The sequence below is a fragment of the Pseudomonas sp. Marseille-QA0332 genome (genome assembly GCF_054950175.1).
The window spans coordinates 3043270-3057247 of sequence record NZ_CM143106.1; the positions used below are offsets into that span (position 1 = coordinate 3043270).

15 protein-coding genes are annotated in these 13978 nt (G+C 63.6%); 9 read left to right on the plus strand and 6 right to left on the minus strand.

The genetic code is table 11. From position 1 onward, the window contains the following. Positions 1-8: 8 nt before the first annotated feature. A complete protein-coding gene (locus tag ACY8GK_RS14110) occupies positions 9-284 on the minus strand; it encodes a polyhydroxyalkanoic acid system family protein (protein ID WP_196175799.1) in 276 nt (91 codons plus the stop codon). 125 nt (positions 285-409) lie between these two features. On the opposite strand from ACY8GK_RS14110, the gene ubiE reads away from it, so the two are divergent. The 9 genes from ubiE to ACY8GK_RS14155 all read left to right on the plus strand — a co-directional run bounded on the left by ubiE (position 410) and on the right by ACY8GK_RS14155 (position 6412). Next, the gene (ubiE, locus tag ACY8GK_RS14115) at positions 410-1180 is read left to right on the plus strand and encodes a bifunctional demethylmenaquinone methyltransferase/2-methoxy-6-polyprenyl-1,4-benzoquinol methylase UbiE (protein WP_196175796.1); all 771 of its coding nucleotides are present in this window, start codon (positions 410-412) and stop codon (positions 1178-1180) included. Continuing rightward, on the plus strand, positions 1180-1803 hold the full coding sequence (locus tag ACY8GK_RS14120) for a ubiquinone biosynthesis accessory factor UbiJ (RefSeq protein WP_196175794.1): 624 nt from the start codon (positions 1180-1182) through the stop codon (positions 1801-1803). The genes ubiE and ACY8GK_RS14120 overlap by 1 nt, the downstream gene beginning before the upstream one ends. After that, positions 1800-3407 (plus strand): ubiquinone biosynthesis regulatory protein kinase UbiB, encoded by a 1608-nt coding sequence (gene ubiB, locus ACY8GK_RS14125; protein ID WP_196175792.1) that lies wholly within the window; start codon positions 1800-1802, stop codon positions 3405-3407. The genes ACY8GK_RS14120 and ubiB overlap by 4 nt, the downstream gene beginning before the upstream one ends. A 72-nt stretch (positions 3408-3479) precedes the next feature. Continuing rightward, positions 3480-3872, plus strand: coding sequence for a phosphoribosyl-AMP cyclohydrolase (gene hisI, locus ACY8GK_RS14130; protein WP_462401479.1), 393 nt, complete (start codon positions 3480-3482; stop codon positions 3870-3872). A 1-nt stretch (position 3873) separates the two neighbouring features. After that, on the plus strand, positions 3874-4209 hold the full coding sequence (locus ACY8GK_RS14135) for a phosphoribosyl-ATP diphosphatase (RefSeq protein WP_196175788.1): 336 nt from the start codon (positions 3874-3876) through the stop codon (positions 4207-4209). 21 nt (positions 4210-4230) lie between these two features. Beyond that, on the plus strand, positions 4231-4509 hold the full coding sequence (locus tag ACY8GK_RS14140; RefSeq protein WP_462401480.1) for a twin-arginine translocase TatA/TatE family subunit: 279 nt from the start codon (positions 4231-4233) through the stop codon (positions 4507-4509). A gap of 3 nt (positions 4510-4512) precedes the next feature. Continuing rightward, on the plus strand, positions 4513-4923 hold the full coding sequence (gene tatB / locus ACY8GK_RS14145) for a Sec-independent protein translocase protein TatB (protein ID WP_196175784.1): 411 nt from the start codon (positions 4513-4515) through the stop codon (positions 4921-4923). Beyond that, entirely contained in the window at positions 4920-5708 is a 789-nt protein-coding gene (gene tatC, locus ACY8GK_RS14150; RefSeq protein ID WP_196175782.1) for a twin-arginine translocase subunit TatC, read from the plus strand. Before tatB ends, tatC begins: the two co-directional genes overlap by 4 nt. Further along, the gene (locus tag ACY8GK_RS14155; RefSeq protein WP_196175780.1) at positions 5705-6412 is read left to right on the plus strand and encodes a 16S rRNA (uracil(1498)-N(3))-methyltransferase; all 708 of its coding nucleotides are present in this window, start codon (positions 5705-5707) and stop codon (positions 6410-6412) included. Before tatC ends, ACY8GK_RS14155 begins: the two co-directional genes overlap by 4 nt. A 221-nt stretch (positions 6413-6633) precedes the next feature. Here ACY8GK_RS14155 and ACY8GK_RS14160 read toward each other — a convergent pair whose 3' ends face one another. From ACY8GK_RS14160 to ACY8GK_RS14180, 5 genes are all read right to left on the minus strand, one after another. Further along, the gene (locus ACY8GK_RS14160; RefSeq protein WP_196175777.1) at positions 6634-7368 is read right to left on the minus strand and encodes an amino acid ABC transporter ATP-binding protein; all 735 of its coding nucleotides are present in this window, start codon (positions 7366-7368) and stop codon (positions 6634-6636) included. Beyond that, positions 7361-8323: an amino acid ABC transporter permease gene (locus tag ACY8GK_RS14165; RefSeq protein WP_196175775.1), complete on the minus strand. Its 963-nt coding sequence runs from the start codon at positions 8321-8323 to the stop codon at positions 7361-7363. The genes ACY8GK_RS14160 and ACY8GK_RS14165 overlap by 8 nt, the downstream gene beginning before the upstream one ends. A gap of 77 nt (positions 8324-8400) precedes the next feature. Beyond that, positions 8401-9198: a transporter substrate-binding domain-containing protein gene (locus ACY8GK_RS14170; RefSeq protein ID WP_196176192.1), complete on the minus strand. Its 798-nt coding sequence runs from the start codon at positions 9196-9198 to the stop codon at positions 8401-8403. Positions 9199-9425: 227 nt separating this feature from the next. Continuing rightward, on the minus strand, positions 9426-12011 hold the full coding sequence (mdoH, locus tag ACY8GK_RS14175; RefSeq protein ID WP_462401481.1) for a glucans biosynthesis glucosyltransferase MdoH: 2586 nt from the start codon (positions 12009-12011) through the stop codon (positions 9426-9428). Further along, the gene (locus tag ACY8GK_RS14180; RefSeq protein ID WP_329604745.1) at positions 12004-13737 is read right to left on the minus strand and encodes a glucan biosynthesis protein; all 1734 of its coding nucleotides are present in this window, start codon (positions 13735-13737) and stop codon (positions 12004-12006) included. Before ACY8GK_RS14180 ends, mdoH begins: the two co-directional genes overlap by 8 nt. Between the last annotated feature and the right edge of the window lie 241 nt (positions 13738-13978).

Below are 13978 nucleotides of genomic sequence, written 5' to 3' on the forward strand. Positions count from 1 at the left end.
TGGTGAGGTCAGGCCAGGGCCTTGTCCACGGCCCGCTCGATCTCGCTCTTGATGGCACCGCTCATCATCGACAGCATCATGCCGAGCTTGAGGTCGATACGGATGCTGTCGTCGCCGATGAAGACGCTGCCATTGGCACCGCTGCGCGAGATGTCGACGCGGTCGCCTTCCCAGCGCGCCGCCAGGTCATACTTGCTGGTGAGCTTCTCCACCAGCGCCTCGGCCTTGGCGCGGGCGGCCTCGCGGCCGAGGGAATGTTTACGTTCGACACTGATCTGAGTCATGCAGGTGTTCCTGAAGATGAAGACATGCTTGGCATTATGCCTGCCCCCGCCTACCGGTACACCCCGCCAAGACAAATCGGCCGGTTCACCCTAGAATGGCGATAATTTTTCCCCGGTGAAGCGATATGAACGACCAGCGCAAAGGCGAACACGCCGAACCCACGACCCACTTCGGCTACCAGAACGTGCCGGAAAGCCAGAAGGCGGCCAAGGTCGCCGAGGTCTTCCATTCGGTCGCCGCCAAGTACGACCTGATGAACGATGTCCTGTCCGGCGGCATGCATCGTCTGTGGAAGCGTTTCACCATCGAGCTGTCGGGCGTGCGCACCGGCAATCGCGTGCTCGACATCGCTGGTGGCACCGGCGACCTGGCGGCGAAGTTCTCGCGCCTGGTCGGCCCGACCGGCCAGGTAGTGCTGGCGGATATCAACGCATCGATGCTCAAGGTTGGCCGGGATCGCCTGCTCGACCGTGGGGTCGCCGGGAACATCGAGTTCGTCCAGGCCGATGCCGAGAAGCTGCCTTTCCCGGACAATCACTTCGACTGCGTGACCATCGCCTTCGGCCTGCGCAACGTGACCCACAAGGAAGAGGCCCTGCGCTCGATGTTGCGCGTGCTCAAGCCTGGCGGCCGGCTGCTGGTGCTGGAGTTCTCCAAGCCCACCAACAAGCTGATGTCCAAGGCCTACGACGCTTATTCCTTCGCCTTCATGCCCCTGGCTGGCAAGCTGATCACCAATGATTCGGACAGCTATCGCTACCTGGCGGAGTCGATCCGCATGCATCCGGACCAGGAAACCCTCAAGTCGATGATGACCGCGGCCGGGTTCGATCGTGTCACCTACCACAACATGACCAGCGGCATCGTCGCCCTGCACAGAGGAATCAAGCCCTGATGTTCATGGCCGGTGTTCTCGCCAGCGTCGAGCGGGGTCTGAACCGTGTTCTGCGCCTGGACAGCACGGCCCTGCCGCGCCTGGCCAGGCTCGAGGGCAAGGTGATCGCCATCGACTGCCGCCAGCCGGCCATGCGACTGTTCATCCTGCCCGATGAAGAGGGCCTGATGCTCGCCGGGCATTGGGAAGGCGAGGTCGACTGCACCCTGAGCGCTCCCGCCGGCAGCCTGGTCCAGCTGGCGCTGGCCGAGGACAAGACCGCCGTGCTGCATGGCCCGCAGGTCCAGCTGCATGGAGACAGCGCCGCGCTGCTGGACCTGTTCGGGATCCTGCAGGACCTCGAGCTGGACTGGGAGCATGAGCTTGCGCGCTGGCTCGGGCCGGTAGCCACCGCCTTGCTGGCCGGCCATGTGCGCCTGCGCTCGCGCTGGACCCGTGACGGGCTCGCGCGCCTGGGCCGGAACCTGTCCGATTATCTGGCCGAGGAATCCCGCTCGCTGGTAGGTCAACGCGAGGCCGAAGCGGCCTTTGCCGAACTGGACGTCCTGAAGCTCGACCTTGAACGCCTCGAGGCACGCATCGCGCGCCTCGCCCGATCCCTTGATACCAGCGATAACGCATGAAGCTGCTTGCCGTCCGCCGTCTGTTGCGCATCCAGCGCGTCGTGATCCGCCATCGCCTCGACGACCTGCTGTTCGACCTGCCCCTGCCCTGGTGGCTGAAGAGCCTGCGCCTGTTCATGCCGTGGCGCTGGCTGCCGCGCAAGCCACCGGCGCACAACCGTGGCGCGCGCCTGCGCATGGCGCTGCAGGAACTGGGGCCGATCTTCATCAAGTTCGGCCAGTTGCTGTCCACTCGCCGCGACCTGTTGCCGGCCGACGTGGCCGACGAACTGATGCTGCTGCAGGATCGGGTCCCGCCGTTCGACCCACGCAAGGCCATGGCGCTGATCGAAGCCCAGCTGGGCGCCAGCATTGGCGAAGTCTTCAGCCGCTTCGACGTCGAGCCCCTGGCTTCGGCATCGGTGGCCCAGGTCCATGCCGCGCGGCTCAAGAGCGGCGAGGAAGTGGTGGTCAAGGTGGTGCGGCCCGGGCTCAAGCCGATCATTGCCCAGGACCTGGCCTGGCTGTTCCTGATCGCCAGGGGCGCCGAGCGTGTCTCGGCCGATGCGCGCCGCCTGCATCCGGTGGAAGTGGTCGGCGACTACGCCAAGACCATCTACGACGAACTCGACCTGCTGCGCGAGGCCGCCAACGCCAGCCAGCTGCGCCGCAACTTCGAAGGCTCGGAGCTGATGTACGTGCCCCAGGTGTACTGGGACTGGTGTCGTCCGAAGGTGCTGGTGATGGAGCGGATCTATGGCGTGCCGGTGACCGACCTGGCGACTTTGGCCGACCAGCGCACCGACATGAAGCTGCTGGCCGAGCGCGGAGTGGAGATCTTCTTCACCCAGGTGTTCCGTGACAGCTTCTTCCATGCCGACATGCATCCGGGCAATATCTTCGTCAGCAACGTCAAGCCCTGGAGCCCCCAGTACATCGCCATCGACTGTGGCATCGTCGGCAGCCTGACGCCGCAAGACCAGGATTACCTGGCACGCAACCTGTTCGCCTTCTTCAAGCGCGACTATCGCCGGGTCGCCCAGTTGCACATTGATTCGGGCTGGGTGCCGGCGCAGACCAAGCTGAACGAGTTCGAGGCGGCGATCCGCACCGTGTGCGAGCCGATCTTCGAAAAACCGCTCAAGGACATTTCCTTCGGCCAGGTACTGATGCGCCTGTTCGAGACCGCCCGGCGCTTCAACATGGAAGTCCAGCCACAGCTGGTACTGCTGCAGAAGACCTTGCTGAACATCGAGGGTCTGGGTCGACAGTTGTATCCTGACCTGGACCTCTGGACCACTGCCAAGCCCTATCTGGAACGCTGGATGCGCGAGCGTTACAGCCCCAAGGCCGTGCTTGGCAACCTGCAAAGCCAGGTCGAGCAGCTGCCGCACCTGGCCGACATGACCCGCGACCTGCTCGAGCGCCTGTCGCAACCACACCTGCACGATCCGAAGATGCCACGCCAGCGCGACGACGAGCGCTGGCCGCTACGCCTGCTCGGTGCCGGCCTGCTCGGCGGCGGTGCTACCCTGGCGGCGAGCGCGGCGAGTCTTGCCGCGCCGGCCGCCTGGCCAGCCTGGCTGATGCTTGCCGGCGGGCTCTATCTCATCGTTCGCCGATAGCCAGTCGGGTCCCCGGCTGGCAAACTAGCAGCAGGGGCCGGTACAGGAACGGGCCCGGCTTTGGAGTCGATGATGAAAGACTGGCTGGACGAGATCAGATGGAACAGCGATGGCCTGGTGCCTGTCATCGCCCAGGATCACAAGACCGGGCGCGTCTTGATGATGGCCTGGATGAACCGTGAGTCCCTGGCCCTCACCGCTGCCGAACGACGTGCCATCTACTGGTCACGCTCGCGTGGCAAGCTGTGGCGCAAGGGCGAGGAATCGGGGCACGTGCAGAAGCTGCATGAAATGCGCCTGGACTGCGATGCCGACGTGATCATCCTGATGGTCGAGCAGCTCGGCCAGATCGCTTGCCATACGGGCCGCGAAAGCTGCTTCTACCGGGTCTTCGAGGAGGGCCGGTGGAAGACCGTCGATCCGGTCCTCAAGGATCCCGATGCCATCTACAGCGCAGGACACTGACATGAACGACACCCTGAGCCGCCTCGCCGAAGTACTCGAAGCCCGCAAGCACGCGGCGCCTGACAGCTCCTACGTGGCCAGCCTGCATCACAAGGGGCTCAACAAGATATTGGAGAAAGTCGGCGAGGAAGCGGTCGAAACCATCATCGCCGCCAAGGATGCCGCCATCAGCAGGGACTGCAGCGACGTCATCTACGAGACGGCCGACCTGTGGTTCCACAGTCTGGTCATGCTCAGCGCGCTGGGTCAGCATCCGCAAGCCGTGCTCGACGAACTCGAACGACGCTTCGGTCTTTCCGGGCATGCCGAGAAAGCCGCTCGGCAACCTTCCGCCTGATCAAGGAACTAGGAGAACCCCATGGGTATTTTTGACTGGAAACACTGGATCGTCCTGCTGGTGGTCGTGGTGCTGGTATTCGGCACCAAGAAGCTGAAGAACTTTGGCAGCGACCTGGGCGAGTCGATCAAGGGCTTTCGCAAGGCGATGAACGACGAAGAGCACAAGCCCACCGAGCAGACTCCGCCGCCGGTGACACCTGTGCAACCGGTCCAGCCCCACGATAGCGCGCCACTGAACCAGCCCAACACCTTCGATGGCCAGGCAAGGCCAGCACAAGAAACGCAACGGAAAGACTGACCCATGTTCGGGATCAGCTTCAGCGAGCTTCTGCTCGTCAGCCTGGTGGCCTTGCTCGTGCTGGGTCCTGAGCGCCTGCCTGGCGCGGCACGCACCGCCGGGCTGTGGATCGGTCGGCTCAAGCGCAGCTTCAACAGCATCCGCATGGAGGTCGAGCGCGAGATCGGCGCCGATGATATCCGCCGTCAGCTGCATAACGAGCACATCCTGTCGATGGAGCAGGAAGCGCGGCGCATCCTCGACCCGAAGACGGCTTCGTCGGCACCGGCGAGCGCCGCCACGCAAGCGGATCCTGATCCTGCCGCGGTTGCTCCAGCGATCACTGCGCCTACGGCCGACGCGAACGAAGTCGCGGCCAAGAGCGGCGCGCAACCCGACTTGCCGAAACCTTCAGAGCCGCCCAAGAACCCATGAGCGAAACTCCGGAACATGACCAGCCGATGCCGCTGGTATCGCACCTGACCGAATTGCGCACACGCCTGCTGCGCTGCGTTGCCGCCATCCTTCTGATCTTTGCCGGGCTGTTCTCGTTCGCCCAGCAGATCTACACCCTGGTCTCGGCGCCCCTGCGCGCGCACCTGCCGGCCAACGCCACGATGATCGCCACCGACGTGGCCTCGCCGTTCCTGACGCCGTTCAAGCTGACCATGACCGTCTCGCTGTTCCTGGCCGTGCCGTTCATCCTGCAGCAGGTCTGGGGGTTCATCGCGCCGGGCCTGTATCGTCACGAGAAGCGCATTGCCATCCCGTTGCTGGTGTCGAGCATCATCCTGTTCTACGCCGGCATGGCTTTCGCTTATTTCTTGGTGTTCCCGCTGATCTTCGGCTTCTTCGCCGCGGCGACACCCGAGGGCGTTTCGATGATGACGGACATATCCAGCTACCTGGACTTCGTCATGACGCTGTTCTTCGCCTTCGGCGTGGCGTTCGAGATACCGGTGGCCGTGGTGCTGCTGGTATGGATCGGCGTGGTCGACGTGCAGTACCTCAAGAAGGTCCGGCCCTATGTGATCATCGGCTGCTTCGTGGTCGGGATGGTGCTGACACCACCGGACATCTTCTCCCAGACTCTGCTGGCGGTGCCGATGTGGTTGCTGTTCGAGGTCGGCGTGCTGTGCGGCAGCCTGATCCGCAAGCGCAGCGCGGAACGCGACGCCACCGACAACCCCGATGACCAACCGCCAGCGACCCAGCCGTGAACCTGCTGCTGCTCGAGGACACCGACTTCATCGCGGCCGATCGCGTGGTCCTGGCCGACCGACGCTTCATCCACATGCAGCAGATCCATCGGGTCGCCGTTGGTGACCACCTGCGCGTGGGCCGGCTGGGGGGCGCCATGGGCCAGGCGCGGGTAGTCCGCCTGGAAGGGCACGAAGCCGAGCTCGAGGTCGGCTTCGAGCAGGCGCCTCCGGCCAAATTGCCGCTGACCTTGGTATTGGCCCTGCCCCGCCCGAAGATGCTGCGCAGGGTTTTCCAGAGCGTGGCGACCCTGGGTGTACCGAGGCTGGTCCTGGTCAACAGCTACCGGGTAGAAAAAAGCTTTTGGCAAACCCCCTTCCTCGATCCCGCGGCGATTCGCGAGAACCTTGTCCTGGGGCTCGAACAGGCCCGCGATACGGTGCTGCCCGAAGTGCTCATCGAAAAACGCTTCAAGCCGTTCGTCGAGGATCGTTTGCCGGCCATCGCCGACGGTACCCTCGGCTTGGTCGGTCACCCCGGTCCTTACCCTGCCTGCCCGCGCGCGGTCGCTTCGGCCGTGACCCTGGCCATCGGCCCGGAGGGCGGCTGGATTCCCTATGAGATCGACCTGCTGAGCAGGGCCGGCCTGCAACCGGTTCAGTTGGGGGAGCGCATCCTGCGCGTCGAGACGGCGGTCACTGCGCTTCTTGCCCGGCTTTTTTAGCGGCAAGACAGAGCGTAGCACGCATCCATCCGTGAACCGCTTCGTTGCCCGTCGCAGCTCTGGCCCACCTTGCGGGTCATTGCCGCCGGCTCGGCGCCCCGACGGCGGCGTTGCGAACACCCCACCGATGGTCCTGCAAGCCCGTCTTGCCTGGTTTTTCTTGGGTCGCGTTGCAGCCCTGGAACCCTCCTGCCTCATATACATAGGGCAAGGGCGACGTCTCAAAGCACCTGACGCAGGAAAGCCTGGGCCCGTGCGTCGTTGGGGGCGCTGAAGAACGCTTCGGGGGCGGCATCCTCCAGCAGCTTGCCATGATCGAAGAACAGCACGCGATCGGCGACCTCGCGGGCGAAGCCCATCTCATGGGTCACGCAGACCATGGTCATGCCTTCCTGCGCCAAGGTCTTCATGACATCGAGCACCTCGCCGACCATTTCCGGGTCGAGGGCCGAGGTCGGTTCGTCGAAGAGCATGACCTGCGGATCCATGGCCAGGGCGCGCGCGATGGCTACCCGTTGCTGCTGGCCGCCAGACAGCCGGGATGGATATTCGTTGGCTTTCTGGGCAATGCCGACTTTTTTCAGCAACATCCGTGCCTTGGCCTCGCGTTCGGCCTTGCCACGCTTGCGAACCACTTTCTGCGCCAGGCACAGGTTCTCCAGCACGGTCATGTGCGGAAACAGGTTGAAATGTTGGAACACCATGCCGACTTCGCGACGGTAGGCGTTGATGTCGGTCTTCGGATCATCCAGCGCCAGGCCATTGATCGACACATGACCAGCGTCGAAATCCTCGAGGCCATTGAGGCAGCGCAGGAAGGTGGACTTGCCGGAACCCGAGGGGCCAAGCACCACGACCACTTCGCCCTTGGCCACCGTCGTCGTCACGCTGTCCACGGCGCGCACCACATGGCCACGGGTATCGAAGACTTTCAGCAGGTCACGTACTTCAATCACTTTGCGCAAGTCTCCGTTCGAGCCGGCTGGCGAGGTGCGACAGCGGCAGGTTGATCAGCAGGTACAAGCCTGCTACGCAGAACCAGATCTCGAAGGTCGAGAAGGATGTCGTGATGGCCTCGCGGCCGCTCTTGGTCAGCTCGGTGATAGCGATCACCGAAACCAGCGAGGTGTCCTTGACCAGGCTGATGAACTGCCCTGCCAGTGGCGGCAGCACCCGCTTGAACGCCTGGGGCAGGATCACGTGGCGCATGGACTGGCTGGCATTGAGTCCCAGCGAGCGCGCGGCTTCGCTCTGGCCCTTGGCGATGGACTGCACCCCGGCACGCACGATTTCCGCCACGTAGGCCCCGGTGAACAGCGCCAGGGCAGCCACCCCGGCAAATTCGCGCGACAGGTTCAGCACCGTGCCGATGAAGAAGTAGAAGATGAAGATCTGCACCAGCAGGGGCGTGCCGCGCACCAGTTCGACATAGACCGTCGACAGGTCGCGCAAGGTGGGATTGTTCGAAAGCCGGCAAAGCCCCGCCAGCAGACCGACCAGCAAGCCCAAGGCGCCGGACACCACCGAGATCCACAGCGTGGTCCACAGACCCCAGGCCAACGGCCCGGCCGTCCAACTGCGAGTGACACCAACCTGGTCGCCCTCGGCGACATCGTCGCCGCGGCTCACTTGCAGGCTGTCCTTGGCCACCTCGAGCGTCTGCTCGCCACCGTGCTCATCGCGCAGGGTCACTCGAGCCAGCTCGCCCTGCTCGACGATGTCCTGCACCGTGCCGTAGCCTTCGGCGCGCTGGGCTTGTTCGGCCTGGTAGAGGAAATATTGCGGCACACGGTTCCAGCGCCACTCATAGGAAATCATGGAAGTGGCCAGGTACAGACTAAACGCCAGGCCCACCAGAACCAGCGCCGTAAGGCCGTGCCAGGGCCACCGGGCCTTGTTGTGTTTGATCACGTTCGGGTCGTTCCGTAAAAGCGAAAGCGCAGGGCCAGCCTGCGCGTCGGGTTCAAAGACTGGTCAGCAGGCCAAGCTCATTCCATTTCCTTGAGCCATTCCTTGTTCTTGAACCACTTGTCGTGGATACGATCGTAGGTGCCGTCGTGCTTGATCTGGTGCAGGAAATTGTTGATGAAGTTGAGGCTGTCGTGATCGCCTTTCTTCAGGCCGAAGGCCAGGGGCTCGTAAGTGAACGGCTCGTCCAGGTACACCAGCTTGCCGCCACCGACCTTGTCCACCGCCACCACGTTATAGGGCGCATCGTAGACGAAGGCATCGGCCTTGCCGTTGACCACGTCCATCACCGCTTCGGGCTCGTTGTCGTAGCCGTGGTACTTGGCCTTGGCAATCAGCTTGCGGGCCACCAGTTCGCCGGTGGTACCCAGCTTGGAAGTGATGCGGTACTTCTCGTTGTTCAGGTCCTTGTAGGACTTGATCTCGCCTGCCAGCTCCTTGCGAATCAGCAGCGTCTGGCCCACCACGATGAAGGGTTCGCTGAAGTTCAGGCGCAGGTTGCGTTCCTGGGTCAGGGTCATGCCGCTGCCGATCATGTCGAACTTGTCGGTCAGCAGGGCCGGGATGATGCCGTCGTAGGCCGTGGAAACGGTCTCCAGCTTGACTCCCATGGACTTGGCCATGGCCTTGAGAATGTCCACTTCGAAGCCGATGATCTCGCCGCGCTTGTTGGTCATCTGGAACGGCATGTAGGTCGGATCCATGCCGACACGCAGGGTGCCACGCTTGACCGCATCATCGATCGCACCGGCCTGCACCGCCGAAACCGCGAGCAGAGCGGTCATGCCGAGCACGAGCCGCGACAGGTATTTCTTGATCATTACCAGGTCCCCTAGCAGGAAAGACATATCTTCTTATGTGCCGCTGCAAGGTCTGACAGACCGATCGGCATTTTCGGGGAGCGATGCTAACGCATGCGCGCCTCCTCACCTAGAGGCGCGACGGACTTTGTCTGGCAAAAACGATGATGGGTGGTCGACGAGCTGATCGGCTGGGCGACCCAGGGCACGGCGATTGCCCCAGGTCGTGGCCAAGCTCGGTCAGGTCAGGTGCTGGCCAGTGCGGGTTGCGCACCGCCTTCCGGATGCAGGGGCAGCAACGGTGAATGCGGATCGTTGGCGATCGAACCCCGCCACAGGTCGATCCAGGCCCGGTGCTGTTCGCTCCAGACCCGTTCATGCAGACGTGCCAGCGCGACCGGGTCGCTCAGCAGGGCCAGGCGTGTAGCAGCATCCAGTGCCTGAGGCCCGACTTCCAGTGCCTTGGCCAGGTTCGCCGCGCGCTGTTTCTCGATCGGTTCGGCATGTCGGTGGCGGGCCGTGGCCATGGCGCACGCCAAGGCGTTCTGGCGCGGATCGACCACGGCGCGGACGAAGCCGTCACGCATCGCATGCCAGCGGTTTTCGTGCGCATAGTGGTCGGTGGCTCGCAGCTCCTGGGGCGTGTCGTACTCCTCGGGAATGAGGAACAGTTTCTCGTCCTTGGCACGCAGGCCGAGATTCACGCGGCTGGAAATGACCGAGACCGGAATCGACAGCACCAGCGAACCGACGATCGGCGCCAGCCACCACAGGAAGCTTGGGTTGAGCCAGGCCACCAGCGCTGCCCAGGCAATGCCGAGCAGGGTTTGCGGCCCATGGCGGCGCACCGCCTCGCTCCATGGCGTGGAATCGTCATCACGCTGCGGCGAGTTCCAGGTGGCCGCCCAGCCGAGGAACGCAGCCAGCACGAAGCGCGTATGGAAGATCATCCGCACCGGGGCCAGCAGCATGGAGAACAGCATCTCCAGCAACATCGACACCGTCACCTTGATCCGCCCGCCGAATTCGGTCGCGCCCTTGGCCCAGATCAGCACCACGCTCAGCAGCTTGGGCAGGAACAGCAGCACGATGGTCGTGGAGAACAGAGCAATGGCTTTCTCCGGATGCCATTGCGGCCACAACGGATAGAGCTGGAACGGCTCGATGAAGTATTGCGGCTCCATCAAGGTGTTGGTGGCCAGCAAGGCGGTGGACAACACCAGGAAGAAGAACCACAGCGGCGCCGACAGATAGGACATCACTCCGGTCAGGAACACGGCGCGATGAACCGGGTGCATGCCCTTGACCAGGAACAGCCGGAAGTTCATGAGGTTGCCATGGCACCAGCGCCTGTCGCGCTTGAGTTCGTCGAGCAGGTTGGGCGGCAGTTCTTCGTAGCTGCCTGGCAGGTCGTAGGCGATCCATACGCCCCAGCCGGCGCGCCTCATCAACGCGGCCTCGACGAAGTCGTGCGACAGGATCGCGCCGGCGAAGGCGCCCTTGCCCGGCAACGGCGCGAGGGCACAATGCTCGATGAACGGCTTCATGCGAATGATCGCGTTATGCCCCCAGTAATGCGATTCACCCAGTTGCCAGAAATGCAGGCCAGCGGTGAACAGCGGCCCATAGACACGCGTGGCGAACTGCTGCAGACGCGCATACAGGGTATCCATGCCGGACGCCTTGGGCGCGGTCTGAATGATCCCCGCATCCGGATTGGCTTCCATCAGCCGCACCAGGCTGGTCAGGCATTCGCCACTCATCACGCTGTCGGCGTCGAGCACGACCATGTACTTGTAGTCGCTCCCCCAACGGCGGCAGAAGTCGTCCAGGTTGCCGCTCTTGCGCTTGACCCGGCGGCGGCGGCGCCGATAGAAGATCCGGCCGAAACCCTTGGCCTCGCGGCAGACTTCGAGCCAGGCCTGCTGCTCGGCGACGGCGATGTCGGGGTTGTTGGTGTCGCTGAGCACGAAGAAGTCGAACCGATCCAGGTCGCCCGTGGCAGCCACCGATTCGAACGTGGCGCGCAGGCCGGCGAACACCCGTGGAACGTCTTCGTTGCAGATTGGCATGACGATCGCGGTACGCGATTGCTCGGCGATCGGCTCGTTACCCGCGCTGCTCCCGGAAATGCGGTACTTGTCGCGCCCGGTGAGCAGTTCGAGGAACCCCATCAAGGCTGTCCAGAAGCCGGCCGATACCCAGCAGAAGAGAATCCCGAAAAGGATCAGGATGCTCGTCTGCAGCGCATAGGGCCAGACCTGGACCACGGTATCCCATAGCGGCTGGTTCACCACCTCGTCGAAATCGACGAAAGACCAGCCCTGGTACGGCAGGATACCCTTCATGTACCAGCCGGCCACGGCGGTCTGGCCGAGCATCAGCACCAGCAGGATGTAGCGGCGCATCGAGCCTACCCAGCGCCAGCGAGCCGCCGGCAGATCGCGAAGCTCGCGGTCGAGCTTGGGCTGCGGGGCGACGGAGCGTCCGGTCAGGCGCCGCCAGATGCGTACCAGGACGTTGGTGCGCCACGGCTCGGGCAGCATGCGGGTGCGCCTGATCGGCGGGGCGACCTTCAGGCCGACCCGACCGTTGCCATCGACGCCAAGCATCTCGGCGTCCTCCAGGTCGGCAGCCGAGTCCAGGGCCAGGCGGGTGGCCACCGAGCCTTGCACGGCTTCGTCGGGCTCGGTGCACGACTGGCCCGACAACCGCTGGTGCAGTTCGCCGAACGAGGAGCAGCCGGCCAGCTCGGCACGCTGCTCGTCGCTCAGGGGTAGGTGGGCCAGGTACTCGTCAAGCGATCCTGGCCTTGCGCTTGAGTTACTCATCGGCAGGCAACTGATAGCTCCAGGTCTCGGTCACCACCTGCTCGGTAGTGGCCGGTTTTTCTTCGACGGCGGGCGCCTCGGCAGCAGCCTGCTCGGTCGGCTTGGCAGCCTTGTCCTGCTTGGCAGACTGGGCGGCAGGCTTGTCCTGCTTGCCAGCGCTGGCAGGCTGAACCTGCTTGGCAGGCTCGACCGGAACGTCACGCAACAGCGCGGCACGCATTTCGGTGGACTTGGCCGGATCCTTGACCTTCAGTCGCAAGGTCAGGCGCCAGCCCTTGGTTTCGGGGTTGTGGCGCAGGTTGTTCTCGACCACCTCGGCATTGTCGCCGACGCTCACCTGGCTGCGCAGCGGGGTATCCTCGGGCAACGCGGCCAGTGCCGGGCCCTCGAAGTCGACCAGGAAGGCGATGCTGCCGTCAGGCTGGCGGATCAGGTTGGACTGCTTGACGTCACCGGTCGAGCGCATGGTCTTCTTGACCCAGCCCAGCTCCGGCGAGTGGAACCGCGACTCGTCGATGGTCCAGTGCAGGCGGTAGTCGTACTCGAACGGCTGGCCCGGCTCCGGCAGTTTCTCCGGGCTCCAGAACGCCACGATGTTGTCGTTGGTTTCGTCGGCGGTGGGGATTTCCACCAGGTCGACGGTACCTTTGCCCCAGTCGCCACGCGGCTCGATCCAGGCGCTCGGGCGCTTCTGGTAGTTGTCGTCCAGGTCCTCGAAGTGGCTGAAGTCACGTTGACGCTGGAGCAGACCGAACCCGCGCGGATTTTCCACGCTGAAGTTGCTCACGGCCAAGTGCCTGGGGTTGTTCAATGGGCGCCACAGCCATTCGCCGTTGCCGGCATGGATCGAAAGCCCTTCGGAATCATGCAGGGCCGGGCGATAGTTGAGCACCTTGGAGGGCTGGTTGCTGCCGAACAGGAACATGCTGGTCAGCGGGGCGATGCCAAGGCGGCTCACATGATCGCGCAGGAACACCCGCGACTTGACGTCGACGATGGTGTCGCTGCCGGGCCGCAGGATCAATTTGTAGGCGCCGGTCGAACGCGGCGAATCGAGCAGCGCGTAGATCACCAGGTGCTTGTCTTCAGGCTTGGGGCGTTCGATCCAGAACTCGCGGAAGCGAGGGAACTCCTCGCCCGATGGCAGCGCGGTATCGATCGCCAGGCCACGCGCCGACAGGCCATACACGTGCCCCTTGCCGACCACGCGGAAATAGCTGGCGCCGAGCAGGGTCATGATCTCGTCCTGCTTGTCCGCCTTGTTGATCGGGTACAGCACACGGAAGCCCGCATAGCCGAGCTGCTTGGTGGCGTCGGCATCGAACTGCAGGTCACCGAAATCGAAACGGCTCGGGTCGTACTTGATTTCCTCGACCGTGGTGGCGGTGACCTCGTTGATCCTGACCGGCGTATCGAAGTGCATGCCCTGGTGATAGAAGGACAGCTTGAACGGGGTCTTGTCGCCGGCCCACTCGGCCTTGTCCTGCAGGAAGCGGATCTTCTGATAGTCCGCGAACTTCATGTCGCGGAAGACCGCTGGCAGGTTGCTCTTGGGCGCCTCGTATTTCTGACCAGCCAGATCCTTGGCCTTGGCTGCCACATCATCAAGATTGAACGCCCACAGCTGGCCGGCGCTCAACAGGCCGACCAGAGCCACGCCGGCGGCCAGGGCCTTGCGCAGACGATTGCCGGGGATTCTTGGTGCGTTACAGGGACTTACAATCACGAGCAACCCTCGCCGAAAACAGATCATGAAACCAACGGCCAGCGACCAATGCCGGGTTGGCGAGCACTGTTCGGACTCCGAAAGGGCGGAATGATTCCCCAAACGGTTCCGGACGGTACTCGAGTCAGAGTGAAACGGACCTGCGAATGCAGGCCCAGGCAGCAGGCGATTATCCAGCAGGCCGACTGACAACGCATCAGTGCGGCCTAACTATTTAATACGCAAAGACAGGTTTTTCACG

Coding starts and splice junctions, on each gene's coding strand:
- ACY8GK_RS14135 (WP_196175788.1), top strand. CDS start 3,874: ATGAACGACACCCTGAGCCGCCTCGCCGAAGTACTCGAAGCCCGCAAG.
- tatC (WP_196175782.1), top strand. CDS start 4,920: ATGAGCGAAACTCCGGAACATGACCAGCCGATGCCGCTGGTATCGCAC.
- ubiE (WP_196175796.1), top strand. CDS start 410: ATGAACGACCAGCGCAAAGGCGAACACGCCGAACCCACGACCCACTTC.
- tatB (WP_196175784.1), top strand. CDS start 4,513: ATGTTCGGGATCAGCTTCAGCGAGCTTCTGCTCGTCAGCCTGGTGGCC.
- ubiB (WP_196175792.1), top strand. CDS start 1,800: ATGAAGCTGCTTGCCGTCCGCCGTCTGTTGCGCATCCAGCGCGTCGTG.
- ACY8GK_RS14140 (WP_462401480.1), top strand. CDS start 4,231: ATGGGTATTTTTGACTGGAAACACTGGATCGTCCTGCTGGTGGTCGTG.
- mdoH (WP_462401481.1), bottom strand. CDS start 12,011: ATGAGTAACTCAAGCGCAAGGCCAGGATCGCTTGACGAGTACCTGGCC.
- ACY8GK_RS14120 (WP_196175794.1), top strand. CDS start 1,180: ATGTTCATGGCCGGTGTTCTCGCCAGCGTCGAGCGGGGTCTGAACCGT.
- ACY8GK_RS14110 (WP_196175799.1), bottom strand. CDS start 284: ATGACTCAGATCAGTGTCGAACGTAAACATTCCCTCGGCCGCGAGGCC.
- hisI (WP_462401479.1), top strand. CDS start 3,480: ATGAAAGACTGGCTGGACGAGATCAGATGGAACAGCGATGGCCTGGTG.